This is a genomic window from Photorhabdus sp. CRCIA-P01 (genome assembly GCF_003545805.1).
Classification (GTDB): domain Bacteria; phylum Pseudomonadota; class Gammaproteobacteria; order Enterobacterales; family Enterobacteriaceae; genus Photorhabdus; species Photorhabdus antumapuensis.
Genome location: NZ_NMQR01000018.1, coordinates 1 through 25,197 on the forward strand (window position 1 = coordinate 1; position 25,197 = coordinate 25,197).

The 25,197-nt window shown below is 42.7% G+C and carries 19 protein-coding genes and 3 pseudogenes; 14 read left to right on the top strand and 8 right to left on the bottom strand.

The features are described from left to right. Positions 1-117: 117 nt before the first annotated feature. Positions 118-659: pseudogene (locus D3222_RS12345) on the top strand (immunity 42 family protein). A 69-nt stretch (positions 660-728) separates the two neighbouring features. Here D3222_RS12345 and D3222_RS25965 read toward each other — a convergent pair. Next, a pseudogene (locus D3222_RS25965) lies at positions 729-973 on the bottom strand (integrase core domain-containing protein); the annotation flags it as partial. A 310-nt stretch (positions 974-1,283) separates the two neighbouring features. On the opposite strand from D3222_RS25965, the gene D3222_RS12350 reads away from it, so the two are divergent. The 7 genes from D3222_RS12350 to D3222_RS12380 all read left to right on the top strand — a co-directional run bounded on the left by D3222_RS12350 (position 1,284) and on the right by D3222_RS12380 (position 8,780). Continuing rightward, the gene (locus D3222_RS12350) at positions 1,284-1,844 is read left to right on the top strand and encodes a fimbrial protein (RefSeq protein ID WP_118986440.1); all 561 of its coding nucleotides are present in this window, start codon (positions 1,284-1,286) and stop codon (positions 1,842-1,844) included. 102 nt (positions 1,845-1,946) lie between these two features. Next, the gene (locus tag D3222_RS12355) at positions 1,947-2,663 is read left to right on the top strand and encodes a fimbrial biogenesis chaperone (protein ID WP_118986441.1); all 717 of its coding nucleotides are present in this window, start codon (positions 1,947-1,949) and stop codon (positions 2,661-2,663) included. After that, positions 2,663-3,235, top strand: a complete 573-nt coding sequence (locus tag D3222_RS12360; RefSeq protein WP_118986442.1) for a fimbrial protein — start codon at positions 2,663-2,665, stop codon at positions 3,233-3,235. Before D3222_RS12355 ends, D3222_RS12360 begins: the two co-directional genes overlap by 1 nt. Positions 3,236-3,337: 102 nt before the next feature. After that, positions 3,338-4,003, top strand: coding sequence for a fimbrial biogenesis chaperone (locus D3222_RS12365; protein WP_232832502.1), 666 nt, complete (start codon positions 3,338-3,340; stop codon positions 4,001-4,003). A 38-nt stretch (positions 4,004-4,041) separates the two neighbouring features. Next, positions 4,042-4,863 carry a fimbrial biogenesis chaperone gene (locus D3222_RS12370; protein WP_118986444.1) on the top strand — a complete coding sequence of 274 codons (822 nt, stop codon included), beginning with the start codon at positions 4,042-4,044 and terminating at the stop codon, positions 4,861-4,863. An 82-nt stretch (positions 4,864-4,945) separates the two neighbouring features. Beyond that, positions 4,946-7,588: a fimbria/pilus outer membrane usher protein gene (locus tag D3222_RS12375; RefSeq protein ID WP_118986445.1), complete on the top strand. Its 2,643-nt coding sequence runs from the start codon at positions 4,946-4,948 to the stop codon at positions 7,586-7,588. A gap of 37 nt (positions 7,589-7,625) precedes the next feature. Next, positions 7,626-8,780, top strand: coding sequence for a hypothetical protein (locus D3222_RS12380; RefSeq protein ID WP_118986446.1), 1,155 nt, complete (start codon positions 7,626-7,628; stop codon positions 8,778-8,780). A 129-nt stretch (positions 8,781-8,909) separates the two neighbouring features. On the opposite strand, the gene D3222_RS12385 is transcribed toward D3222_RS12380, so the two are convergent. From D3222_RS12385 to D3222_RS12410, 6 genes are all read right to left on the bottom strand, one after another. After that, positions 8,910-9,338 (bottom strand): NUDIX domain-containing protein, encoded by a 429-nt coding sequence (locus D3222_RS12385; protein ID WP_118986447.1) that lies wholly within the window; start codon positions 9,336-9,338, stop codon positions 8,910-8,912. A 16-nt stretch (positions 9,339-9,354) separates the two neighbouring features. Further along, on the bottom strand, positions 9,355-10,614 hold the full coding sequence (locus D3222_RS12390) for an adenylosuccinate synthase (protein WP_118986448.1): 1,260 nt from the start codon (positions 10,612-10,614) through the stop codon (positions 9,355-9,357). A 190-nt stretch (positions 10,615-10,804) separates the two neighbouring features. Further along, a complete protein-coding gene (locus tag D3222_RS12395; protein ID WP_118986449.1) occupies positions 10,805-11,467 on the bottom strand; it encodes an HAD family hydrolase in 663 nt (220 codons plus the stop codon). A gap of 26 nt (positions 11,468-11,493) precedes the next feature. Continuing rightward, positions 11,494-12,675 (bottom strand): phosphoribosyltransferase, encoded by a 1,182-nt coding sequence (locus tag D3222_RS12400; RefSeq protein WP_118986450.1) that lies wholly within the window; start codon positions 12,673-12,675, stop codon positions 11,494-11,496. 2 nt (positions 12,676-12,677) lie between these two features. Further along, positions 12,678-13,454, bottom strand: coding sequence for a HisA/HisF-related TIM barrel protein (locus D3222_RS12405; RefSeq protein ID WP_118986451.1), 777 nt, complete (start codon positions 13,452-13,454; stop codon positions 12,678-12,680). 1,231 nt (positions 13,455-14,685) lie between these two features. Then, entirely contained in the window at positions 14,686-16,026 is a 1,341-nt protein-coding gene (locus tag D3222_RS12410; protein WP_118986452.1) for an MATE family efflux transporter, read from the bottom strand. A 1,303-nt stretch (positions 16,027-17,329) separates the two neighbouring features. On the opposite strand from D3222_RS12410, the gene tnaC reads away from it, so the two are divergent. The 3 genes from tnaC (at position 17,330) to mtr (ending at position 20,402) form a co-directional block, all read left to right on the top strand. Next, on the top strand, positions 17,330-17,428 hold the full coding sequence (tnaC, locus tag D3222_RS26715; protein ID WP_118986454.1) for a tryptophanase leader peptide: 99 nt from the start codon (positions 17,330-17,332) through the stop codon (positions 17,426-17,428). A gap of 124 nt (positions 17,429-17,552) precedes the next feature. Then, positions 17,553-18,953 (top strand): tryptophanase, encoded by a 1,401-nt coding sequence (gene tnaA / locus D3222_RS12425; RefSeq protein WP_118986507.1) that lies wholly within the window; start codon positions 17,553-17,555, stop codon positions 18,951-18,953. 204 nt (positions 18,954-19,157) lie between these two features. Continuing rightward, positions 19,158-20,402 carry a tryptophan permease gene (gene mtr / locus D3222_RS12430; RefSeq protein ID WP_118986455.1) on the top strand — a complete coding sequence of 415 codons (1,245 nt, stop codon included), beginning with the start codon at positions 19,158-19,160 and terminating at the stop codon, positions 20,400-20,402. Positions 20,403-20,749: 347 nt separating this feature from the next. On the opposite strand, the pseudogene D3222_RS26985 reads toward mtr, so the two are convergent. After that, positions 20,750-21,102, bottom strand: a pseudogene (locus D3222_RS26985) (Tm-1-like ATP-binding domain-containing protein); the annotation flags it as partial. A gap of 364 nt (positions 21,103-21,466) precedes the next feature. Here D3222_RS26985 and D3222_RS12440 point away from each other — a divergent pair. The 3 genes from D3222_RS12440 (at position 21,467) to D3222_RS12450 (ending at position 25,056) form a co-directional block, all read left to right on the top strand. Continuing rightward, entirely contained in the window at positions 21,467-22,096 is a 630-nt protein-coding gene (locus D3222_RS12440; protein WP_118986456.1) for a TetR/AcrR family transcriptional regulator, read from the top strand. 91 nt (positions 22,097-22,187) lie between these two features. Continuing rightward, positions 22,188-22,334 (top strand): hypothetical protein, encoded by a 147-nt coding sequence (locus D3222_RS12445; RefSeq protein ID WP_198672798.1) that lies wholly within the window; start codon positions 22,188-22,190, stop codon positions 22,332-22,334. Positions 22,335-22,743: 409 nt separating this feature from the next. Then, a complete protein-coding gene (locus tag D3222_RS12450) occupies positions 22,744-25,056 on the top strand; it encodes a hypothetical protein (protein WP_118986457.1) in 2,313 nt (770 codons plus the stop codon). Positions 25,057-25,197 lie beyond the last annotated feature (141 nt).

Sequence of the window (25,197 nt, forward strand, 5' to 3'; positions counted from 1 at the left end):
CCAATGGGGAATATCACTGGAATGGAAGTACTGGTGATGTAAAAATCCATTGAATAAAAATGACATTCCTAATGAAGTCAAAAAACAACTTGGTTTGTCTGGAAAATGGAGATAAAAATGATTTTTGGTGATCCATATCGTTTTGCAGTGTTAATACAACATCTTCCAGAATGGAGTGATGATACTTATAAAATGGACTTTTCCATTTTTGTATTGATGGTTTTTTCTTCCCTGAAGAAATAAGGACATCTACCCTTTGGGTAGATGTCCTTTCGTTGAAAGACAATACTAATGCTTTATTTTCTTTTCAGGAAAATAAAGTGTTGTTTGAAAAAGGAACTAAAGATGCTTTTAACTTTATGTTAGGAATGATTTCCCCAGAGTTGATAGGACAAGATGAGCCTGAAAATTTTGAGCAATCTTACCAATATCAAGCATCAACAGAAAATATTAATGATGCTGGTTTTATTGTTTTTGCTGTTTCTCATGGTGATATGGTTAGGATACTCGGCGCTAAGTATAGTGAATTAAAACAAGACGAACATGGGAATGGTTTTTGGGAAACGATCACTAATCCTGATATCAGAGAGGCTATTCTTTATAAGAGTGAAGTTAATGAAATAATTTCAAAAGCATTTGAATATTATTCAACCATTTAATTCGCAGCCTTTTAACAGTATCAAAGTAAAATGGCTTATCAGGCTCAAAAATTGTAGTGGTCCACTAATTTAGGATACGTTATTAGCCTTTTTCCAGTATTCCTTTTTCTCTACCGGGGTAGCGCCATCATTAAAGCGGTGAGGACGGCACTGATTGTAATAATCCATCAGCCATTGGCCGATATCTCATCTGGATGGCCCCCATCCGGTATCTATTCACTTTTCAAGCTTCTGAATAACCGTTCTATTGGCACGTTATCCCAACAGTTTCCGCGTCGACTCATACTCTGAATAATCTCTTCTCTCCACAATAACAGTTTGCCGGACGGATACGTTATTTGATGCACAGATAGAACACTCACGACACCGTAACGTTCAGGAATGAATGTTGAATATGTCGGGGAGCTAATAACTGATTGTCTCAAAAAGAGAACAAACTGCCACCCAATATTTCCCGCTCAGAAATAGATATGTTAGCGATGGTTTAATCAAAATTCAGAAGTTAACCAGCAAAAAAATAACTCAAATGACAAGTAAACGCACCGCGTTAGCGATCTGGCTGTTTAACTTGTCGTGGTGTTGTTTTAGGCAAAATATATCGAATAGATAAAAGGAATAGATGAAATGAAAAAACAAATTTTGAAGACCTGTGCGATAGCAGCACTGTGTCTGGGGGGAATGTCGCAGGCTATGGCGGAGGAAGTGAGTGCCGGTACTCTGGCGATAAGCTCTTCAGTGACTGCGGAGACTTGTAAGTTTGCAGCAATAGAGCCTGTTAGTCTCACCGCTTTGGTATCTGATTTTACTGCGGTAGGAAATGGCGCAATCGTAGCTAACACGCAAAAATTCGTCACGATTAAAACAGAAAAATGCCCTCTGTGGAGTTCCGCGAAAAGCGTTAAATTGACGGTTGCCGGTACTGCATTAGCATCATCCGCTAATTACTTTCAGCTTCTTAACGCTGCGGGTAATACTGCAATCACCGACCATGCGGTTGTGCTGACGATAAATGATAAGGTTGTACCAGCAAATGCAGGAATTAACCTAAAAGATCCCCAATACAGCCCCGCAATAGCCGGTGATAATGCCATCACGCTTAAGGTAGGGCTGGCTAAGATTGGTGCGGCGGCGATAAAAGCAGCTGACTCCAAAGCGAACCTGACCGTGAAAGTCGAGTATGACTAATTCAACGCCGTTAGGCGTTTAGAAGCACATAGCCGTGGAATTGGACAGGGAGGCCCAATTCTTACTTACGCAATACTAAACCAGACATTTTCAGGTGAGTCAGTGAAAAGATTGATGACAGTAATGATAGTGACCGTTCTATTAGGTTGCTCGGTCACTTCCGCGCAGGCGGGGGGAGTGGGAATTAATACTACCCGCATTATCTATCCAGCGGATAGCCGCGCGACAACCGCTTCAGTGAGCAATACCAGTAAAGAGGCGGTCTATTTGATACAGGCGACAGTCAGTTCTACTTCTGAGGGGGATAAAACGGCCCCATTTCTGGTGACGCCGCCCCTGTTTCGTATGGAACCCGACAGCCAGAATCAGGTACGTATCATTAAAACCGGCCCGTCGCTGCCTGCCGACCGGGAATCCCTGTTCTGGTTTACTGCGAAGGCCATTCCGTTAAGTTCTGAATCCGATAATCACTCCCGGCAGAATGTCTCCGGCGGAATCCAGTTTGCTATAGCTAACACGATTAAGCTGATGTATCGCCCGTCAGGGCTATCGGTTTCGCCGGAGCAGGGATTTGGTTCACTGCGCTTCAAACCGACAACCGAGGGAATAACGGTTACCAATCCGTCACCTTATTACATCACCTTCACCTCCCTAAAGGTAGGCGGACAGGAGCTGATGACGCAGCAGAAAGCGAACATGGTCTCCCCATTCTCTGACCTCTCTTTATCACTAAAAGGAAGGCATTCTCCAGCCAAAGTGAGCTGGACGGTGATTAATGACCTCGGCGGAGAATCCACCTATCAAGGGGAGATACCGTAATGCGAAAACCGTGGGCCCTTATCAGACGGACAACACTAGCCAGCCTGCTCTGTACCGCCCCCCCGCCCGGGGGAACGAGCTCCAACACGGCAGAACTGACGTTGGCGCTGACGCTGGAACAGCCAACCTGTGAGCTCAACATGCAAACATCATCCGTGGTGTTTTCATCCGTACCACTCACCGAGGTGTGGCGTAGCACGCAACATATTGATGCGGCGGGCAGTAAACCCATTACGCTGGCGTTGTCAGGTTGTGCGGGATCAGCCAGAGCGGGCCGTACCCCGGCCATTAAAATAGCTGGCCCCACGTCAGAAGACCACCCGACGCTATTTCGGGATAAAGCTTCCACAGTAGCGGGAAATGTAGGCTTTGGCTTGCGCTATCAATTGCCCGAAGGTGGACTGGGGAGCTACCTGAAAAATGGCGATTATGTGAATTTGGCGCCACCGGGTAACGCCGCTAAAGACAGTCAAATCACCTTCCTGATGGATATGCGACATGAATCCGGCACGGCTGTGCCGACCCCCGGTGAACTGACCGCGCACATTCAATTTCAATTTGACTATCACTGAGTGTCTCTCAGATAACAGGTTTCAGGAGGCGTCGTGGAAACAGGTCGGATACGTCCGGTGCGGTACCGGCTGGCGCCGCTGGTGTTTTGGCTAGGGTTAGGGATGACTAGCACAGAATCTTGTCAGGCCGCCGGTATCAGTCTGAATAAAACCAGGGTGATTTTTACCCAAGGGGAACGGGCGCAAACGCTGACGGTGGTTAATACCACGCCTCAGGCGTGGCTGGTGCAGGTCAGGATAACGGAAGATCAGGATAAAGCCGCACCGGCGTTTGTGGTGACGCCACCGCTGTTCAGGCTGGAGGCCAACAGTCAGAACAGCCTGCGTATTTTGCCTACGTTTAACCGGCCCCCTTTTCCGGTGGATCGGGAATCGCTCGGGTATGTGCGGATGAACGCCATCCCTGCGACTCAGCCAGTGACGGATGAGCCTGTTCGGGATCAGGCATCGATGAGCGTAGGGATGCGGATCAAGTTTTTCTGGCGACCGCATGGCCTGCCGATGTTGCCGGAACAGGCGTATGGGCAGCTCCGCTTTCAATCGCAACCCGATGGCATCAAAGCGTGCAATCCCACCCCGTATTTTCTGTCGCTGGACAGCCTCATGCTGGACGGACAAGTGCTCGATCTGAACCGCTATCCCTCCATGATAGCGCCGCGGGATTGTGTGACCTATGCCGGGCTGGTGGGTAAAAACTCGGTGAGCTGGTCGATGATTAATGATTACGGCGGGGCTTCAAACCTATTTACCGTCAGGGTGGCGCGTTAAATCCGCCCTTGTTTTCTACTTTTCCACGGAGGTGGAGAATGAAGAGAGTCAGTAACCGGCATGGGCGGACACACTGGGGGTTAATGCTTTACTCCCTCGGTTTCGCCCTGCTGCTAGGGAATATATTCAAGGCGCAGGCGGTTGATAATCAAGGGCTATCGTTCTCCCCGATGCAGTTGTCTTATGTGGCTAAAGATAGCCCGGGTGGCGTGACACTCAGTATGACGAATCATACGGGGCAGAACTATCTGGTACAGGGATTTGTCAGCCCAATGGACCCCGATACGGGTCGCTTTGACACCCAAGCCGAGCAAGTTCCCCCTTTTGTCGTCCTGCCGCCGTTAAAACGGGTCGAGGCTGGCGAGGAATTTTCGTTCCGTATTCGCCAGCTTGGCGGGCAATTACCGCCGGATCGGGAATCGGCCTTCGTGGTCTCGCTGCGGGCTATTCCGGGCGTTGCCGTACCGGACACTGTGGATACATCGGCATTAAGTCACCGTATAGACAAAGTGTCGCAGGTGCAGATCGCCTTACAGATGAATATCCGGCTTTTTTATCGTCCTCTGGGAGTCCCTGACCGGGATAACGCCACGGTGGCTAAACAGGTGAAATTTTCTATTCAGGGAACACAGTTGCGGGTGGAAAACCCTACGCCCTATTTTCTGACCTTTTCTGCCCTGAAAGTCGGCAGCCAACAGGCGGATGATCACACCCGTCAGGCGATGGTGCCCCCGAAAGGCATACAAACCTATTCGTTTCAAACCCATTTGTTTCAAACCCATTCGTTTACCGCTGGGATACCGGAGCCTCTGGTCTGGCGTTTTCCCGGCGATAGTCAGGATCGCCATGTTCCGTTATGACCCGTCTTCACCTGCGGGTGGCGCCCGGCAAAGTGACCTCAAGATTAACCGCATAGGCTTAAGTTAGAAGCAGAGATGAGCTATGGCAATAAACATTTTATTTTCGTCTGCGCGGCCGGCGGGTAGCCAATGTGTGCCCGGTCAACCGGGCAGTTTCCGGCTCCGCCCTGTATATGTCTGTCTGCTATGTTCATTGATGGCGACAACCTTGTCCGCCTCTGCGCGGGAATACTTTAATCCCGCTTTCCTAATGGGGGCGATGGGGGAGCAGGAGCATATCGATCTCTCGGCGTATGAGAACGCGGGGTATGTCGCACCGGGACGCTATCTGGTGGATATCTACATGAACCAGAATAAGGTAGACAACCGCGAAATTGAATTTAGGTTGATCAACGGCCATCTGCAACCGGTATTAACGGTTACACAGTTCGAAGAGTATGGGGTTAATATTCGCGGATTACCGGCTTTTCAGGGAAAAGCGAGCGGCAGCCCCATCACGGATCTGACGAAACAGATCCCACACGCCCGCGCGATATTGGATTTCGCCCGTTTGCGTCTGGATTTGAGTGTCCCTCAGGCAGTCATGCAGCCTCACCATTCCGGGAGGGTCGATCCGTCACTGTGGGATAACGGTATTCCGGCCTTTTTGATGAATTACACCGTCAATGGTTCGGAAGGGCGTTATGATGGTCAGGAAACCGGCGGCGGATCACGCTCCCGTAATCTGTTTGCCTCTTTTCGTAATGGGTTGAATCTGGGGCCGTGGCGTCTGCGCAGTACGCAAACGTACAGTTACCATCGCCAGCGCAACGAAGGGCCTTCCGGTTTTTCCCCCTCTACGCAGACTCAATGGCAGGTGAGTAATACCTATCTGCAACGTAACGTTCAGTCACTGCGTGGTGAATTTACGGCCGGTGAAACCTATACCGGCGGGGATATTTTTGACAGTATCCCGTTGCGGGGCATGAAACTGGCTTCCGAGGAGGCTATGTTGCCTGACAGTCAGCGCGGTTTTGCCCCGGAGATAACTGGGGTGGCGAGCTCTAATGCGCAGGTGACCGTATCTCAGAATGGTTATACCGTGTATCAAACCACGGTAGCGCCGGGGCCGTTTCGTTTCACCGATTTGTACACCATCGGGGACTCTGGCGACCTGACGGTCACGATCAAAGAGGCAGATGGCAGTACTCGTGTCTCTACTCTCTCCTCTTCGTCTGTCCCGATGATGCAGCGGCCCGGTGGCATTATATATGAGTTGACGGCTGGTCAATATCACGGCGGCAACCTCACCGACGGCAGCCGTTCCCCGGTATTTGCGCTGGGTACGTTGGTTTATGGTTTGCCACATAATATCACTCTGTACGGTGGGGGACTGATTGCAGGCAACTACCAGTCGGGTGTATTAGGTTCGGGCGTGTCACTGGGGGCATTTGGCGCATTGTCTGCGGATGTGACGTTTGCACGGGCCCAGTTGCAAGGGGCTAAGGGGCAGGAAAATAACCGGCAACAGGGCCAAGCTTATCGGGTGAAATATGCCAAGAACCTGATCAGTACCGGCACCGGTATTGATCTGGCTGCCTATCGCTATTCCACTCCGCATTATTACAGTTTCAGTGATGTTAACAGCATGGGGTACAGCTTGAATGAATATCAGGTGCCGTGGGCGCTTGACCGACGTCAAAGCACCTGGCAGGTGAACCTGCACCAAACGCTAGGACGTTGGGGCAGTCTTTACGCCTCCGGGACGCGCAATGATTATTGGAATGGCCGTACCGACAACAATTTGAATTTGGGTTATAACGCGATGCTGATGGGGATCAGCTATAACCTGAGTTATAACATTTATCGTATGGAAGGGGCAGGCCACTGGTCGGAGAATCGTCAGGTGTCATTCAATATGCAGGTCCCACTCAGTCTCTTTGGGTCATCGTCTGCGCTACGGGGTGCTTACACCCGCTATACGGTCTCGCGCGACTCGCAGGGTAACACCACGCAGCAGACCGGGATCAGTGGCATGTTATGGGATAACCGCCTGAATTATAACCTCCAGCAAGGTTGGGGGAATAGCGGCCAGCAAAACAGCCGGGCTATGTCTCTGAGTTATCAAGGCAGTCAGGGGAACGTTAATCTGGGCTACAACGACAGCGCTAATAGCCATCATTTCACCTACGGGGCTTCTGGTGCCCTCCTGATCCATCCTTACGGCATGACGCTATCACGTTCACTGGGTGATGAAGCGGTGTTGGTCCGTGCGCCCGGGGCGAAAGGGGTGACGGTCGGTGACGGCAATGTGCAGACCGACTGGCGTGGTTACGCCGTACTGCCGGGCGGATCGGTCTACCAAAAAAACACGATTAATCTGGATCCGTCCACCCTGCCGGAAGGTGTGGATATTGACCAGACCAGCAAGAACGTTTATCCGACCAGAGGAGCAGTGACGCTGGCAAATTATCAGGTTCGCTCAGGCAGCCAGTTACTGTTGACGTTGACACATCATGGCAAACCGGTGCCCTTTGGCGCCACCGCGACGCTGGAAGAGAATGCCACTCAGGCCGGCGGTGGCATTGTGGGCGATAACGGCCGGGTTTATTTAAGCGGCATGCCCCCCGCTGGTCGCGTGAAAGTCAAATGGGGAAACGGGGCAACGCAGCAATGTACCACCCGTTATCAGGTGCCGTCCGATACACCCGGGCAACTGGTGCAGGCAGATGCAGTGTGTCTGTAAGCGATTTGAACAGATGAGTAGTTTGGAGAGAAGAAGAATGTTAAACACTGAACGTTTGTGGTGCGGTAATGTAGAAAACCCCGTTCCAACCCTCATGGGCCTGGGGGTATCACTGCTTTTTTTATTGACCACTTTGCCACTCCAGGCGGCAGAGAGTTATCAGGACTGTGAGATTGAACTGGTGCAGAGGGCTCGCAACGTCACCGGTTATGCCATGGTGCCAAACAACAAAGATAAGCGTGATTACTCACGAGATAAGATAGTGGGTTATACCACCAGTGGCTCCCTTGACTGGTCGACAACCTGTCGCGTCCCCACCGGGACACAGTTTATGGCCTATACAGTGGGATCGGGAACGAGCCCATTGATCTCTTCGTCGTCACCGAGTAGCGTCCGGGTAGGAAGGGCCGGCGACTTTATGGTTGATATCGGGCAATCTTCACTCTCTTGCCAGACGCACGGTTCACCCAATACCTATCAATCAGCCAGTCTGACCAAGGGGAATGCCGGTGTTAGCATTCCCTGCGTTCCCGATGCCAACGGCTTGGTTGATGTCAGTGTCCGTACCGTGACAGGGGCGATTTACCCGGACAGTGACGGCAATTTTAATGCGAAGGTAGGAGGCAGCCCCCTGTCAGTGGGCGCGATCGGTTGGACTCCTGCGTCCATATCGGGTTCTAACGGCATGCTGAAACCCCTGTGGGCCACGGTTATCCTTTCACCGGTCAAAAAGCCGTCCACCTGTGCGGTTGTCCTGACACCTTCATCGGTGGATTGGGGAACGGTGAAAAGAACGGGCAAACAGGCGGGAGACCCACTGGCGTCGGCCAGACAGATCGGGATAAACAGCACCTGTTCCGGCGATGACGGGGTATTCCAAAATTCACGCCTGCTTTACCGGATCGATGGGCCATTCGTGCCGGGCAAACTGAATGCATTGGCTTCGTCGATAGAGGAAGTCGCTTTCGCATTCTTCGATTCTGCCAATAAACCCTTATTACTCAGTACTGGGCACCGAGGTACAGGGGAGGACGCAAGATACGTTAAGTTCGGGGACGATAGTTATACCGCTTCAACGCAACTGTCTGTAGTGCCAATTCTGTTGAAGACTGACGGTGCTGGCGGGCAAGCCAGGGCTGTTGCGGTGATTTCCGTGTGGTCGGATATTAACTTCGTCGAACCATCTGCTTAGATCGGGGAATTTGTCGAAATGGTTTGGTGGCGATGTTGTTTTCTATTTCACAGAAGCACCGATTTTAAGCTCAGGTGCTTCTGTGTTTGTTAGAATGCTTAATTAGATACAGTATTCTTTATACTGTATCTAACCTCGCATTTCTGTTATTTCTATTTCTTTATCGAAGCGTAAATGCTCATCGGCCGCCATCGGGATCAACCAACGTAAATTATAGATCACATTATCGGGTAATGAATTTGCTTCATAGATATTAACGATCTCTTTTTCAATAGAATCGACAGAATAGACACGATCATCATACATATAGAGAAAATTTACCTGATAAACGTCAGGGCGGGTTAAAACAGTAAATAATCGCCACTCTTCGGGACGTGTTTCAATACCGGCTTCCTCAGCAAACTCCCTTGCCATTGCCTGTTGAGGGCTTTCACCAGCTTCTATTTTTCCACCAATCCCATTGAGCTTCCCTTTTTGCCAACTGGGTTGTAATTTTGAAATCAGGGAGACATGTTTTTTATCTTTAGAAAACATAAACCCTGTTACATAATTAATCATTATTTTCTCCCCGCTTTTATTTCATGACTAATGTTTGATTTCTGTCTGGCCCATAGGAAATATATTTGATTGGGACTCCAGCATAGTCTTGAATAAAAGATAAGAAGTCAATCAGCTCAATAGGCAGTTCCGTTAAATGTGTATATGATGAGTTAAGTGCTCCCCAGGACTTAAATGTCTTATAGATAGGTTTAACTCTGTCGAACTGTAATAATGCGTCATTGCAACAGATGAGCTTGTCGTCCATTTCATAGGCAATAGCGACTTTTATTTCATGTAAATCAGCAAGAACATCAACATTCGTTATGGCGAGTTCTGTTACGCCATTGAGTTTCACTGCATGTTTAATCAGGGATAAATCCAACCAGCCACAACGCCTCGGCCTTTTTGAAACGGTGCCATACTCGTTCCCACGCTCCCGAATATAATCAGCCTGTTCTGTCGATAATTCGGTGGGGAATGGCCCATTACCGACACGGATCATATAGGATTTCATTACACCAACAATATGCATTTTCTGTGCCGGTATACCTATCATTGCAAAGCAGGTTTGCACTAATGTCTGATATGCCACGGTATAGGGATAAGTACCAAAACTATTATCTAAGAAAGTGGCTTGTGATGTCTCAAGTAAAACATCTTCTCCAGCATTAAGTAAATCACCGATAACTTCATTAGTGAACGTGAAATAGGGTTCTATCCTCTTGCCATATTGATGCGTTGTTTCTAACATCTCTTCAAAATCTAATGTGGTTTGTGCATTAAAAACATGGTTAATCTGCTTTTTTCTGATATTCCAAAGAAATTCTAATTTACTCCTTAATTTTTCTTTATCAAGGGTATCAATAAGCCGAATGCCATGACGGTTGGCTTTGTCTTCAACACAGGCCCCCACGCCGACACCAACTGAACCTATCTTCTGTTTACCTTTATATTTTTCTGACGCTCTATTTAACTCAGAATGTAATGGTAAGACGATATGGCATCGCGGATCGATAAATATATTAGAATCAATTTTTTCTTTTTGTATAAAATCGATCTCTTTAACCAGCACGGGAAGACTGATTAAAGCACCTTGGCAGATATATAAATTCTTTTTGTTGAGTGACGCCGGTAATTGAGAAAATGAGCTTCTTAGATCACCATGTTGCACACAATGACCCGCATTAGCGCCGCCATTGAATCGAGCAATGTTATTAATGTTGCCAGATAAATAGTCAACAAATTTTCCTTTACCTTCATCTCCAAATTGGAGTCCAACTACAGCAGTTAACATAAATCTATTCCTTATTATTTATTGATTTAGTTTGAGTAGTAGTTAAGTCATTATCTTTGATAATTTTTTAAATGAATAATCTGTTTTTAAATACTAAGCTGTTCTTTTAAAACTAATGTGCTAAATATCTATTCGTACACCGTTATAAATTATCCTTTATCTTATCGGATTATATTGAACAGCCTCTTTATTACTGTTGATGGACCAAAGAGTCCGCTATTAATAGAGCTTCTCTTAATGTATCAACAATGGGAACACCGGCAGTTTCAAGACTGACACGGCTGTGGGTTCCTCCGGTATAAAGAATGGCATGAGCTCCTGTTGCTAATGCGGCAATTGCGTCATCGGTAGCGTCTCCAATAACCACACTTTGCTCAGGAGCAACATTGAGTTTTTTGAGATGGTTAGCTAACTGCTCTGATTTGCCGGTTATCAATAATGGCGTATTTCTACCATCTATTTGGGTAAAGAATTTACCAATACCATGATTATCAAGCATAGGGACCAATTCATTATGCTCCATCAATGAACATAATGACTGAGTTGCCCCTGTTTCATAGCGGGAAGCGAGGAGTTGGCTCACACCTTCCGTTAAACTGGCTTTCTGAATACCTGGGCGATAGTGAAAATTAAACGTTTTTCCGATCACTGACCATTCAGAAGATGAAGGTTCACGGCCAATCACTTGTTTATAGAAAGTTTGTACTGGAACACAATAATATTCCCGATATTGTTCCAGCGTCAGCGGTTCAATACCAATTTCCGCCAATGCGAAATTGGTTGCACTCAATGAAACATTGACATCATTAAGTAATGTACCATTCCAATCCCAAATAATATGTGCTGTTGTCATAATTAATTAACTCTCCCTTTTCCAAACTAACTTTTGCGAACTGAACATTCAGGACATTGATATGCCAGGGCTTTAAATGCATCGATCGGTTGTTCATAATTCAGCGGTATTTGTGCTTTTAGATTTAATAAAAAGCGCAATAATTTGGCAGCCCATGTTGGGTCTGTCAGGGTGTCATGAAGGATAGACAATAAACTGTATGAATAGGCAACCCAATCCGCCGTGGTTGTGTGAGCATATTTATCATCCGCGAAAGGCTGATTAACTAAACGATCCAAAACCTGATGATGCCTGAAACACCAAGGCGTCAAGACATCCAAGGTTTCAGGGCTGAATACACGATCAGCATGCCCATAAACGCGGGTACGTAATAATTTTTCCCAATGCAGTTCGACGGCACGGGCCTTTGGACGTTGTCCGGTTTGGGCCATGACCAGATCGATTGCCTGACGTAAGGTATCTCCTGTTCCGCAATTATCATCAATAATTGTCACGGTTCGCCCGGATGGAATATTGCGCCCCCAGAGATGATTGCTCTTGCAAGACGTATCATCGTAACGTGAAACTTTCACTAAATTGAGCTCACTATCCCATGCTGCGGCTGTGACTGCCGCTGCCGCTGATCCTCCCAACATGATGCCAACAACAGAGGAGTCGCGGCATATGTCAATTTGGGCAGCGGCCAAAGTTAACAGATGATTATCCCCTTCAATAAACGGTCTGGGCACTTTGTGTTCCGTGGATGAAGGCAATTTCAGGTCATGGATCGGAGAGGATGAAAAAGTAAATGGTGTGCCCATCAGTGTTGAGCTGACGACTTTTGCACACTCTTTTATCCCATCGATGAATGGCACAATATCTTCATTAACCGTCTGCGGAGAACTTAATAAGCTATCAACAATTCTGAGCAATTTTGCCAGGCTATGATCGGCCAATATATATTTTGATGGGGCAGAACACAGCTTGTCGGTACACTCAAGTTGAGAGAGGTATTCCGTGTAATATTTCGCCGCCATCAATAGTTCGTGACAAGGTTTTTGTTGGTAATAGGCCGCACCGCGAGAACCTACAAATGCTGGCTTCTCTGTGAGTAAACCTGGCAATGCCATGACTTTTTTAGTTAAATAGCGTGTTTCAGGTACGCTACGCAATTCGCCCAGTAAACCAATAGAGCGAAGATCCAAAGCAGGAGATAAAGATTCAGACATATTCAACGTCTCGGTGATTGTGTTGCAGCAAGGGCATCTTCGAGAGGAACCTTACCAATATGTAGAGCTTGGCCAAGGATTGCCCCTTCGACACCGATAGTGGACATATCCGCTAAAGCGCGGAGATCATCCAGGCTCGATACTCCGCCGCCGGCAATAACGGGTGATGACGTTTTCGCGCAGACTTCCTGTAATAGCGTGAAATTTGGCGAATTCATCATGCCCCCCCGCTCAATATCGGTTACGACGTAGCGTTGGCAACCCTGTTTGTCGAGGCGCTCAAGGACATCCCAGAGATTGCCTTTGCTGATATTCCATCCATGCGTTGCCAGTTGATAACCTTCTGATGTGCTTTTTACGTCCAGAGCAATGGCGATCTTATCGCCATATTCTGCAATGGCTCGGGCACACCAATCTGGATTTTCTAATGCCGCGGTCCCCAAATTAACTCGCTGGCATCCAGTTGCTAATACTTTGCACAAGATGGTTTCATCTCTGATTCCGCCACAGACCTGTACATTAATATCGACCGCAGCCAGGACATCGGCAATAAGATGGCTGTTTGAGCCCCGTCCTGATGCAGCATCAAGATCAACAACATGGATCCATTTTGCTCCGGCATTTTGCCAGGCTAGTGCGACTTCCGCCGGGGTACCTAAAGGTCTCCGTAATGTTGAGCTTTCACCACGGGTTAATCGAATTGCGGAATTCGATGTCATTGCTATTCCGTCAACAATATCCACGGAGGGAAATATCTCGAATGTTTTCTTACTTATCATTGAATACACCTAAATGATCCCAATTTAATGGTTTATACCCTTCATCTTTCAAGCTGCTGCTTTGTTGGCTGCTTTCACTCACCCCAGTCACATCGTTATCTATGCTCCTGGGGATTCGTTCACTTGCCGCCGCGCTGCAACTCGAAATCTATTAGGTTTAAAAATTAATAACGATTGTGATTAATAAAATTAAAACTTTTAACGCAATAAACAAATATGCTTAAAAATAAACGAATTAATTTAATGAACTTAATAACCGTTCATCGATTCATAATAGTGGAAAGAAAAAATTTCTCAACAGGGTTATTAGCTAAATATAACAATTTGGATAACTTTGTTAAGCCAGTTAATCTTATATTTACTTAAGAAGAGTTAATTTAGGGGGAGGTAAATAGAGATTCAGTTTAAATATATAGGAAATGAATTCTGCTAATGTTGATAGGGAAAATTTTGTGTTATTTATCTAATATTTTAATTACTTTAAATAATATAATTCTATTTTTTTAGGTAGTGACTTTAATATATTCTTGTTTATTTTAAATAAACAATATTAATAATTTAATTTGTTAGGGTGGTTAATTTTAATTATAAGGGAAATATAATTACCGAGAATTTAAAATAGTAACGATGATGAATAAATAACTTTCCAAAATGGTGCTACACCTTATCTACCAACAACCCTATGTATAACAATGAGTTGAATAAAACCATGTGTAGCGGAATTATGAAACCTTATTTATACAATTACATTCTATTCATCTGTGGAATTATTTGTTTATATTATATATAAACCTATTGCATAGGTGGTTTTTATAAAAATAGTTTGTTTTTATTATCGGCAACAATAACTTATAATATAATTTCATTGGTTATTTTGTATGAATATACCTAATAGATTTCGAGTTGCAGCGCGGCGGCAAGTGAACGAATCCCCAGGAGCATAGATAACGATGTGACTGGGGTGAGTGAAAGCAGCCAACAAAGCAGCAGCTTGAAAGATGAAGGCTATATATATTTACAATGATATTGATCGTAATGTTTAGAATGTAGAATTTCGCTTATTAGCAATATTCCTTAATTTAAATAGGTGATTAAGCATAAATGCAGTCTGTTACCAGACTGCGTTCCACTCGATCATTAACAAGAGGCACCTATTTGGGCACCTCTTGTTGTGGGGAGTAACTGGAAGAAACTACTTTAAGGAGACTGGCTGAACAGTTATTTTAATCATTCAAATATCGAGTCGCTTAGTTTGCCATTTTTTAGATTTCCAACGCCAGATATTAGTGAGCCCACGCAACCATTCGTCACAGAAGAAACCGATCCAGATACCTAAAATGCCCATTTCCATTTTGATCCCCAAAAAGTACCCTACCGGAACAGCAATACACCACATAAAGAATATGGCCGCATATAGTGGGAAACGCGCATCACCGGAAGCACGCAACGCGTTTACCATAACGATATTTGCGGTACGGATTGGCTCCAGAAAAACGGATAGCAAGAATAGTGGTAACAACAATTTGATAATAGCTTCATCTTGCGTCAGAAAATGCAGAATCGGCATTCTGAACAGCCAGAAAGCAGTGACCACGCCAATAGTGACGATACAGCCGATTTTCAGACTATTAATGCCACGAATATAAGCATCTTCAAACCGTTTCGCACCGACCAGATGGCCAACCATAATTTCGTTACCAATGCTGGTGGCAATGCCAAACAACATCACAAATAGTGATAGCTGGAAATAGAGTGTTTGTGCCGCCAGTGAAATTTCACCCATCAGTCCAATGAATGCTATGGCCGCCATATATTGCAGTATCCACACTACGTTTTCACCCGCTGCGGGTAAACCGATATATAAGATTTTGCCCAACATACCTTGTGACCAGCGCAGGAAACCTGCCAGCGTAAATTTGATCCGCAGGCCATAACTGAGTAGACAGAATAATAGGATCACGGCAACAATCCGGCCAAAGACCGTAGACCAGGCAACACCTTCCAGACCATATTTAGGTAATCCGAAGAAACCATACAGGACGATCATATTACCTAGCACTGTCAGCACGTTAGCAATCAAAGTAACATACATTGCCGGTTTTGATTTCCCATAAACCCGCAAACAAGCAGCCAGAATAATCGAAATAGCTTCGGGGATCAGACAGATACCCAGAATGTGCAGATAGTTAAAACCATCTTCCATCAGATGTTCCGGCATATTCATGATATATAAGATCTTATAGCCGAAGAAGATAGGAATCAGTGCACAGATAAACCCAAGCAAAAAGTTGAATGCAATAGAAATATGGATTGCCTGGCTAGCCTTATCCCGTTTGCCTGCACCAATATATTGAGCAATAACGACACTGCAACCAACACTGATAAAGTTGAAGATAGTGATAAACAGATCAAATACCTGATTACCTACGGCCATGGCAGCCAGATAAGAAGTAGAAACATGGCTCACCATATAAGTATTAATTAATAAAGTGGCCAGATGGAGAAGAATATCAATAAAAATCGGCCAGCTTAACGAAAAGAGCGAGCGCTCAGTAACATCAGTTTGATGCATTTGAAAAACCTGCTTATTGAAAAAGGTAAATGAATTATTTCTTGAGATGCCGCATACTCAGAAAATATTCAGGTATTGTACATGGTTTATTTATCCGTTAACAGGGATGAGATATATACCCTTCATCTTTCAAACTGCTGCTTTGTTGGCTGCTTTCACTCACCCCAGTCACATAGTTATCTATGCTCTTGGGGATTCGTTCACTTGCCGCCGCGCTGCAACTCGAAATCTATTAGGTATAGAAAGATAAAAAGATGAATTCTGTGATTGGATTTTTTCTGCTTGAACAACGCCTTGTGGTACGAATCAAATAACGATCAATGAGCATCATAAAGGAAATGATTAGCAGCAAATATTAGCATTACTATTTGTCGGATGTATTAGCGGAATTGATAAAAAATTCAAATACCCGGGTTAAAAATATTTTACACAATTTTTTAATGTATTAGTGGTGCTTATGAAATATCAAATTGGTCAATATATGGGTATCTATATATGCCTAATGAATTATTATGGGATATTGTTTATGGTTTGATATTGATGAATAATTTTGTTGGATTGTAGAGATTCTTCAAATCGGGTCATTAAGTTTTTCATGATAACTTAAACGATTTATCAACAAAGTGATAGAAAAATCTTTGTGGTTAAATTTTGTCCTATAATTAATTTAAAGGAGTCGAACATAAGGAAATGAAAATATACCATTCAGTGAGGTGATATGATGATAAATAGATTACAACACCAGTTACTTTGGTCCCTTTTAACGTTGACTTTTTTTTCTGCTTTTTCCACATCTACTTATGCTTGTGTGCTACAACCACATTTTCCTATATGTGCTATAAAATGTATCGTTTTTTCATCTCATACTGCAACATGTATTATCGGTTCTCACGTTCCTAATCATTTAACCTCTGATTATCCAACGCCTGTTGTAGTTGAAAAAAATAGTTAATCGAGAGGGGAATTATATTGATATTCAGCTAGTGCAATTATTGTATTATGCGGAATTACACCTATGTTTTTCTCTATTTTCCGCCCTTTATTAAAGGGCGATTTTTTGTAAATTATATTCGTGGTTTATTGTGTTAGTAGTTTATTTAATTAATGATGCTTAATTGCATTGTTATATTTTTTTATTAAATCCGTTGTCTGTTTATCTTGATAATTTATCTGATTAACTAAATTGAATCTATATATAAAATTATATTTTTGATGCTTTCTATTTTTGTGGAATTGGTCACGGATAATTTAAATATTATCTATATCTTAATGATTGATTTTAATCAGGGAATAAATTCATTTTATGATTTCTATATTTGTACGTTATCATCTTATTTGTTCTTGTAATATGCAAGCATGGTTTAATGTCGATCACCGTATTTCTCATTTTTTCCCTGATTAGTTGTTCTGGTTATATTTAAAATTAAATCTTGTAATCACTATATTTATTCTGGCGTATTTCTGGTTGTTTTTGGAAATTTGTCTGAATTATGCAGTATAGCCAACTATTGGATAAAAAAATATATATGAAACGTATTCCAGAACCTTTCCGTATTAAAATGGTAGAAAATATTCGTATGACTACCCGTGCCGAACGTGAAAAAGCATTAGCAGAAGCCGGATATAATCCATTCCTATTACCCAGTGACGCGGTTTATATTGATTTGCTGACAGATTCTGGCACTGGAGCAATGAGTGATCGCCAGTGGGCGGGGATGATGATGGGGGATGAAGCTTATGCAGGTTCCCGTAACTATTATCATCTATGTGATAAAGTTAATGAATTAATTGGCTACCAATATACTATTCCGACCCATCAAGGGCGTGGAGCGGAGCAGATTTTATTTCCGACATTAATTGCTCGGAAAAAAGCACAAGGTGGTGCAACGCATCCGGTGTTTATTTCTAATTTCCATTTTGATACGACAGCGGCTCATGTTGAATTAAATGGCGCGAAAGCGATTAATGTTGTTACACCAAAAGCCTTTGATACCACCACCTATTATGAGTGGAAAGGCGATTTTGATATTGATGAATTGAAAAAAACGATAGCGGAACATGGCGCTGATAATATTGTTGCGATTATTACAACCGTTACCTGTAACAGCTCCGGTGGTCAGCCTATCTCTATTGCTAATATGAGCGCTGTGTATGAAATAGCAAAGCAACATGATATTCCTGTGGTGATTGATTCAGCCCGTTTCTGTGAAAATGCTTGGTTTATTAAGCAAAGAGAAAAGGGCTATGAAAATAAATCTGTTAAGCAGATTGTCAAGGAGATGTATCAATATGGCGATATGTTAACAATGTCAGCTAAAAAAGACCCCTTGGTCAATATTGGTGGTCTTTGCTGTTTCCGTGATGATGAAGAGCTCTTTAATGAAGTGCGTACCCGCTGTGTGCCAATGGAAGGATTTGTGACTTATGGCGGTCTCGCCGGACGCGATATGGAGGCATTGGCAATTGGTCTTGAAGAGGGGATGAATGAGGATTATCTGGCATATCGTATTAATCAGGTGGCTTATTTAGGTAATAGATTAAGAGATGCAGGTATTCCCATTCAATATCCAACCGGTGGTCATGCTGTATTTGTTGATGCTAAATTATTATTACCGCATATTCCGGGGGAACAATTCCCTGCTCATGCATTGAATAATGAATTATATTTGGAGGCGGGAATAAGAAGTGTGGAAATTGGTTCTTTGTTATTAGGTCGTGATCCAAAAACGGGAAAACAGAAACCATCACCAATGGAACTTTTGCGATTAACTATTCCTCGACGCGTCTATACTAATGATCATATGGATTATGTTGTAGAAGCTTTTATTTCTTTAAAGGAGCGAATTCCTCAGATTAAAGGATTAATGTTTACTTATGAGCCATCCGTATTACGACATTTTGTTGCAAGATTAAAACCAATTAAATAATAATAATCGGGGTGCTCCTTATTTAAGAGCATCCCAAATTTTACTGCTTATCATATATACCCTATGGATTTCAAGATGCATCGCGACGGCAAGGGAGTGAATTCCCGGGAGCATAGCTAACTATGTGACCGGGGTGAATGAGCGCAGCCAACAAAGAGGCAACTTGAAGGATAACGGGTATAAAGCCACGCTAGGGTAACATATATGGCTACTTTGCCGATAAAAAAATCGTCTCCATCTTTATTTGGCGGCGCTATGATCATTGGTGGAACGATTATTGGTGCGGGCATGTTTTCCTTACCGGTTGTCATGTCAGGAGCATGGTTTTTCTGGTCAATTGCCACTTTGATTTTTACCTGGTTTTGCATGTTGCATTCAGGATTAATGATATTGGAAGCCAATCTTAATTATCGAATTGGTTCAAGTTTCAGTACCATCACAAAAGATCTGTTGGGCAATGGCTGGAATATCATTAATGGTATTACCCTTGCTTTTGTTTTATATATACTGACTTACGCTTATATTTCCGCTAGTGGATCGATTATTCAACATGCTATGCGGGAGGTATCGATAGATTTTTCACCTGGGTTTGCTGGTTTTTTATTTGCTTTTGTTGTTGCATTTATTGTTTGGTTAAGTACGAAAACTGTCAGCCGGATAACATCAATTATTCTTGGTGCTAAGGTATTAACTTTCTTTATGACGTTTGGTGGTTTGGTTTATAACGTTAAACCAACGGTATTGTTTAATACAATTGAAGTAAATCCGACTTACTGGCCTTATGTATTAATGACTTTACCTTTCTGCCTGGCCTCCTTTGGATATCATGGCAATGTTCCTAGCCTGATGAAATATTATGGAAAAGAGCCAGAAAAAATAAAGAGATGCCTGTTTATTGGGACATCAATGGCCTTGGTGCTTTATTTGATTTGGTTGATTGGAACAATGGGAAATATTTCCCGGCATGATTTTGTCGAAATCATAGCAAAAGGAGGCAATATTGATGTTTTGGTTCAATCATTAAGTGGAGGATTGAACAGTTCTGCTCTGGGCTTATTATTGACTCTTTTTTCTAACTTTGCGGTTGCCAGCTCATTCCTTGGTGTCACGCTTGGATTGTTCGATTACTTGGCTGATCTGCTTAAATTTGATGATACCAAGCTAGGGCGCTTTAAAACGGCATTAGTGACATTTCTTCCGCCAATGGTTGGTGGAATGATTTATCCGAATGGTTTTATTCATGCGATTGGTTTTGCTGGCCTTGCTGCAACAGTTTGGGCTGCTATCGTTCCCGTATTACTTGCCAGAGCATCCCGTAAACGATTTGGTAGCCCTATGTATCGAGTTTGGGGAGGTAATGTGATGCTCGGCTTGATTTTGCTATTTGGCGTACTCAATGCTGCTGCCCATATCTTATCAAGTTTTAACCTGCTGCCCGTTTATTCATAAAAAAACTCCTGCGGTGGGGGCCGCAGGAGCCTGGTGTTGACGGAAATAAGCTCCGAAAGGGAGAAAACAAAGCCGGTATGTTTATGTTTTAATTTAGTTTGTTAACTCCTAACGTCTTACAGCAGGGTTATTAACAGGAAGTTCTTATGGCTTCCCTTTAGAACACGAATAGTTAACTGCTTTAATTTCTTTTAGTACAACGTCCTGACAGACACATCGTAAATTCATCACTGATAGAACAATAGCATTAGAATGCCCTCTTTTGGCAACTTTTTGCCTAGTCATTAATTAGTTGTATATAATCTTTCAGTGTCAGTGTTGTTTTTGCAACGGTATTATCGCCGGTGCTAAGCCATCATTTGCCGGTACTCGTCAATCACCTGTTGGCAAAAATCAAGTGAATTCACATGATGAGGGCTTTTAATGAGTTGTCTATTTTCCGTTTTTATCAAGGTAGCGTCAAAGGCATTGATAAGTGCTTGATTAGGTGCGCATCAATGTTACTTGCGAATTGTGACGGTAAAATTGCCTGTATTTGTAGCGTTCCGGGATAGAATTCAGATGACCGAAATTCACTATATCCAACGCTTCGTAAGAGCTGATATAAGGTATCCGCGTGCGAGCTATTGTCCCCAGACGGTCAGCGTCACAGGCAAGAACACAAGCCAAACAGATAGTCACGGATTTCAATGGTAGTGAGCCAGGTTGAGTAGTCAAACCCACAGTTCGAACGGCAAGGCCAGCTTTTTTGATCAGATCCTTGACGTAGAAAACTTCTGCGCGCTTGGTATCAAAAATAGTCGCGATATAAACATAGCCTTGACTTTTTTTCATTATAATTATGGATACTTCCCTGATGCCGACTACTCATTCATGGACAGATTATAGTCAACATGAGATTCAAGTATCACTGTTATATTACCAAATTGAGACTGTCATCTCATTTTATCCATAAATAAATTGAATCAATTTGGTCGTTTTGTAGATGGTTGAGTAGAGTGATGATAGCGAAAAAATATTTTAACCATAAGTGTTAATGTTGCGATTTTTATTGTGAAAGAGTTATGGCAATGATGGACTCGAAGACGAAAACTCATTTTACTGGTACTCGGAAAAAAACTTATACATTGTTAATAAATGCGGCGCTGGAACTTTTTGAACAGAGAGCGATACCTTCGGTTTCTGAATTGGCAATGCATACTGGTGTTTCCAGAGCAACGGCATATCGCTATTTTCCGACTCAAAGTGATTTAATTGATGCCATTGTTGGCGCCAGCCTTGGGCCGATCCTCACCTGGAAGCCTGCTAGTGAAAAGACCGAGGAGCGGATTACTGAGTTGTTGGATTTTGCCTATCCTCGAATGTTTCAACACGAAGGCGTATTGCGAGCTGCTCTGTTAGTTTCCTTGCAACAATGGGTTCAGGGATGTTTATCCGAGGATAAGCAGGAAAAGAAACTGGTACGTGGGCATCGTAAAGATATCCTGGCAATGGTTGTTGAACCATTAAAAGGGCATTTTCCGCCGGATACTTTGGAAAATGTTATTCGGTCTTTTTCCTTGATTTATGGCTCGGAAGTCTTTTTGGTGATGAAAGATATCTGGCGGATGGATAATGCGGAAATTATTGAAATCACTAAATGGATGGCAAAAGCGATAATTAATCAAGCGCACAGAGATTCTGAGTCAGCCTGATTTTTGTCATTCGTTTAGTCATAAGGCGTTATTTACTGACTTTCTTAGAATGGATATTTGTCTATGTTTTATATAACTTGCGGTTATTCCTATGCAAAATATTCCTGTTTATGATGATGTCATTGCTGCCGACCACCAAATAAGTCAATCACTGCGAGGCCAAAGGGTGGGGATTATTATCAGTGGCGGTGATATGGATATCGAACGTTACTGCACTTTGCTAGCAAAACAACCTTAGATGTAGTAGTCACGCAGAAAGGGCTATTGGTATTTGCAGAACTTATAATAGATGTTTTGCAGTGTAATTATTGTTTTTCAGTTATTGATTTTTGTATTTAAATATTAACTGTGGGGCTAATATTATATATTATCCACTACATATTTTATGTTAATATTTAGCTATGTTATATTTCAATTAATATATGTTATGCTTATCATATCTATCCTAATTGATTGTTAATCCATCAGAATGGATTGTGTAATATATATTTTTTTCTGCATTTTATCGCTAAGCTAGAAATATAGAGCATAAATATCTACTATTCTGATTATTACTTTCACGTTGAGGTAATATAATAGCAGTAGCTATTGTTTAAAATTTTTTCTCTAATAACATAACTTTTATGACGTCTAAAATAGGTAATTATATGACCACAGAAAATAGCATTATTGATGATTTTGACGGTAAAACGAAGACTCTTGGATGGGATATTATTGCTGCCTATGATAGAGATAAAATAAATATGCTGTTTGAACAGCAATATGTGCGAAAAGTGAGTGAAGGTACACATTTTTCGCCTATTTTCTGGGAAAATAAAAAGATAAAATTTGACAACTTGATATTAGGAGTGCCATTAATTTCCTTTGAAAATTCATCAATTGAAAGTTCTCAGGCAATGGTAAAATTAAATTTTATTTCTGGCACGATAGTAGAGTTTTATGATGATGGTAGAGTAAAGAATTACCAAAGAATTACGCCGAATAATGATTACCATATAACCATAACTGTTGACTTGATTGCGGCAACAGGATCTGTTGGTGATGATGGTAAAGTTGTCGTTGAGTTTAAAAAAGGGACTTTGGGGGAAGTTAATGTTATTGACAATGCGCCAGCAGAAGTAAAAGAGTATTTCCGTAATTTGCTCAAGGATAGTAATGTCACTTATGAGTTAGGTATCTTGAAGTTGAATAATTCGGATGAGTTAGTGCCGAAAATGTTTAAAATCAGAACGCAACCTGCACCCGGTGCTAATTTATATGGTTCTGATAATTATGGTCATGGTGCGGTGTTGTTATTTATTGCAACAAACTATAATCCTAATGGCGGAGCATTGCCAACTAACTCAAGTAATTTTCCTTATTTGATACCGGATAATCGTTCTGCGGTGTTAATTATCAGTAATAAGACACTTTTTGAGAATATCCTTAAGCCCCAATATGAATATTTATTACCTAGCCCAACGGGTGTAAATTTAGAATTGGTCAAGATTGATAGCCAGAAAGATGACTCAGCTAGCTATTTGAATATAACAAGCGGGCATGCTGAGAGCAAGGAACCTGTAAAATATGAAGGAGGGGGGTATACAGTATGGACGGGATTGGTGAAATATCATGATAACAGTAATATGTGGTTAGAGAACGCCAAGATCCCCTATTCAGGAATGCATATTAAACCAAGCAAGGAAAAAATTGTCTTTGCTGGGGCGGATAATGATGGCCACTCTCATCATTTTACCCAACCAGTTGGTATTCTTTACAGTTCTCCAATAAGCGGTGGTTGGTACGAGTCTAAAATTAATTTTTATATTGATGGCTCGATAGATATTACGCCTTATGTAAAATCTAATGATGAGATTGAATTAACGTTAAATAATAGAATGAGCGTCAGATATGACAAACAAGATGAACCTGTTTGGACAATACACTTTTACCCTAAAGAAAAGTTTATTAATATAACAGCAGAAACTATTAAAGGTGTTGTTGAGGATAATTTATCCAATGTTGCAAAGATTAAATTAGACAGCATTAGTCTATTTGCAGTTAATCACCTTCTATTCCCTGAAAGCAATTATCTTGAGTTTGATAAAGTGTATGTGCCCGGAGATATGGTGCTATTTGGTGATATTTCTCCAACATCAACCGCTTTTAAAATCAATGATCTTCAATTAACGATGTCAGTGAAGACTAAGCATAAATTTACAACCAATACCAATGCAACGGTAAATTGGTCTATTACTCCAGCGGAATTGGGGAGTATTGATGCGAATACGGGGGATTACACAGCACCGACTAAGATAAAAGGGAATAGCCAAGTTGTGACAATTACTGCGACAGACGCTAAAACAAACGCTAAAGCTTCAGCGGTTGTAACTCTGTTGCCTTCCTCAGTATCGGTTAGCCCTTCTTTCGTTGTTATCAATGAAAATGATGTTAATAAGAATGTCAATTTTACTGTTTATGGTAATAAGAAAGTGAATTGGAGTGTGGAAACGGGTACTGTCTATGGTGTTGTTGATGCGAATGGCAAATATACTCCTCCGGCTTCTTTTCCGGCCGGATATAATATGGTTACGGTGACGGCTGTTGCTGATAATGGCGATTTAGATAAAGTGAATATTTTGCTTATCAGTAAAAACACGCAAGCTGAGTTCAGGATTGATCCTAGCTATAGCAGAGATTCATTAATACCAGATGGAAATATAGATTTTTCTTCTACAGGTAACTCAGATTTTTCTCCAAGTGAATGGAGCCTTATGCCAGAAAGAGGAGATATTAAGGTAGGGAAACCCGAAATTGTAGGAAAAGATGAGTTTGATAATCCTATCGAAAAATATACTGCAACTTATACTGCGCCAAGTGATATTACGCGTTCAGAAATTGTTTTACTCAGAGTGACACATAAAAATAAACCCAATCGTGCGGGATATGCTCTGATTACACTTGAGCCGAAAATCAGTTAATAATTAGCTACTCTTAATAACTACCAGATGATGCAATAAACTCCTTATTGTTTATTGCATCTCTATTTTTAAATCTATTATTTTTGTTAGACAAAATACCCATCTATACCTAATAGATTTCGAGTTGCAGCGCGGCGGCAA

Bases quoted from the DNA above. Each gene is read 5' to 3' on its own strand.
- D3222_RS12350 (WP_118986440.1), top strand. From the start codon at position 1,284: ATGAAAAAACAAATTTTGAAGACCTGTGCGATAGCAGCACTGTGTCTG.
- D3222_RS12360 (WP_118986442.1), top strand. From the start codon at position 2,663: ATGCGAAAACCGTGGGCCCTTATCAGACGGACAACACTAGCCAGCCTG.
- D3222_RS12365 (WP_232832502.1), top strand. From the start codon at position 3,338: ATGACTAGCACAGAATCTTGTCAGGCCGCCGGTATCAGTCTGAATAAA.
- D3222_RS12370 (WP_118986444.1), top strand. From the start codon at position 4,042: ATGAAGAGAGTCAGTAACCGGCATGGGCGGACACACTGGGGGTTAATG.
- D3222_RS12375 (WP_118986445.1), top strand. From the start codon at position 4,946: ATGGCAATAAACATTTTATTTTCGTCTGCGCGGCCGGCGGGTAGCCAA.
- D3222_RS12380 (WP_118986446.1), top strand. From the start codon at position 7,626: ATGTTAAACACTGAACGTTTGTGGTGCGGTAATGTAGAAAACCCCGTT.
- D3222_RS12385 (WP_118986447.1), bottom strand. From the start codon at position 9,338: ATGATTAATTATGTAACAGGGTTTATGTTTTCTAAAGATAAAAAACAT.
- D3222_RS12390 (WP_118986448.1), bottom strand. From the start codon at position 10,614: ATGTTAACTGCTGTAGTTGGACTCCAATTTGGAGATGAAGGTAAAGGA.
- D3222_RS12395 (WP_118986449.1), bottom strand. From the start codon at position 11,467: ATGACAACAGCACATATTATTTGGGATTGGAATGGTACATTACTTAAT.
- D3222_RS12400 (WP_118986450.1), bottom strand. From the start codon at position 12,675: ATGTCTGAATCTTTATCTCCTGCTTTGGATCTTCGCTCTATTGGTTTA.
- D3222_RS12405 (WP_118986451.1), bottom strand. From the start codon at position 13,454: ATGATAAGTAAGAAAACATTCGAGATATTTCCCTCCGTGGATATTGTT.
- D3222_RS12410 (WP_118986452.1), bottom strand. From the start codon at position 16,026: ATGCATCAAACTGATGTTACTGAGCGCTCGCTCTTTTCGTTAAGCTGG.
- tnaC (WP_118986454.1), top strand. From the start codon at position 17,330: ATGATTTCTATATTTGTACGTTATCATCTTATTTGTTCTTGTAATATG.
- tnaA (WP_118986507.1), top strand. From the start codon at position 17,553: ATGAAACGTATTCCAGAACCTTTCCGTATTAAAATGGTAGAAAATATT.
- mtr (WP_118986455.1), top strand. From the start codon at position 19,158: ATGGCTACTTTGCCGATAAAAAAATCGTCTCCATCTTTATTTGGCGGC.
- D3222_RS12440 (WP_118986456.1), top strand. From the start codon at position 21,467: ATGGCAATGATGGACTCGAAGACGAAAACTCATTTTACTGGTACTCGG.
- D3222_RS12445 (WP_198672798.1), top strand. From the start codon at position 22,188: ATGCAAAATATTCCTGTTTATGATGATGTCATTGCTGCCGACCACCAA.
- D3222_RS12450 (WP_118986457.1), top strand. From the start codon at position 22,744: ATGACCACAGAAAATAGCATTATTGATGATTTTGACGGTAAAACGAAG.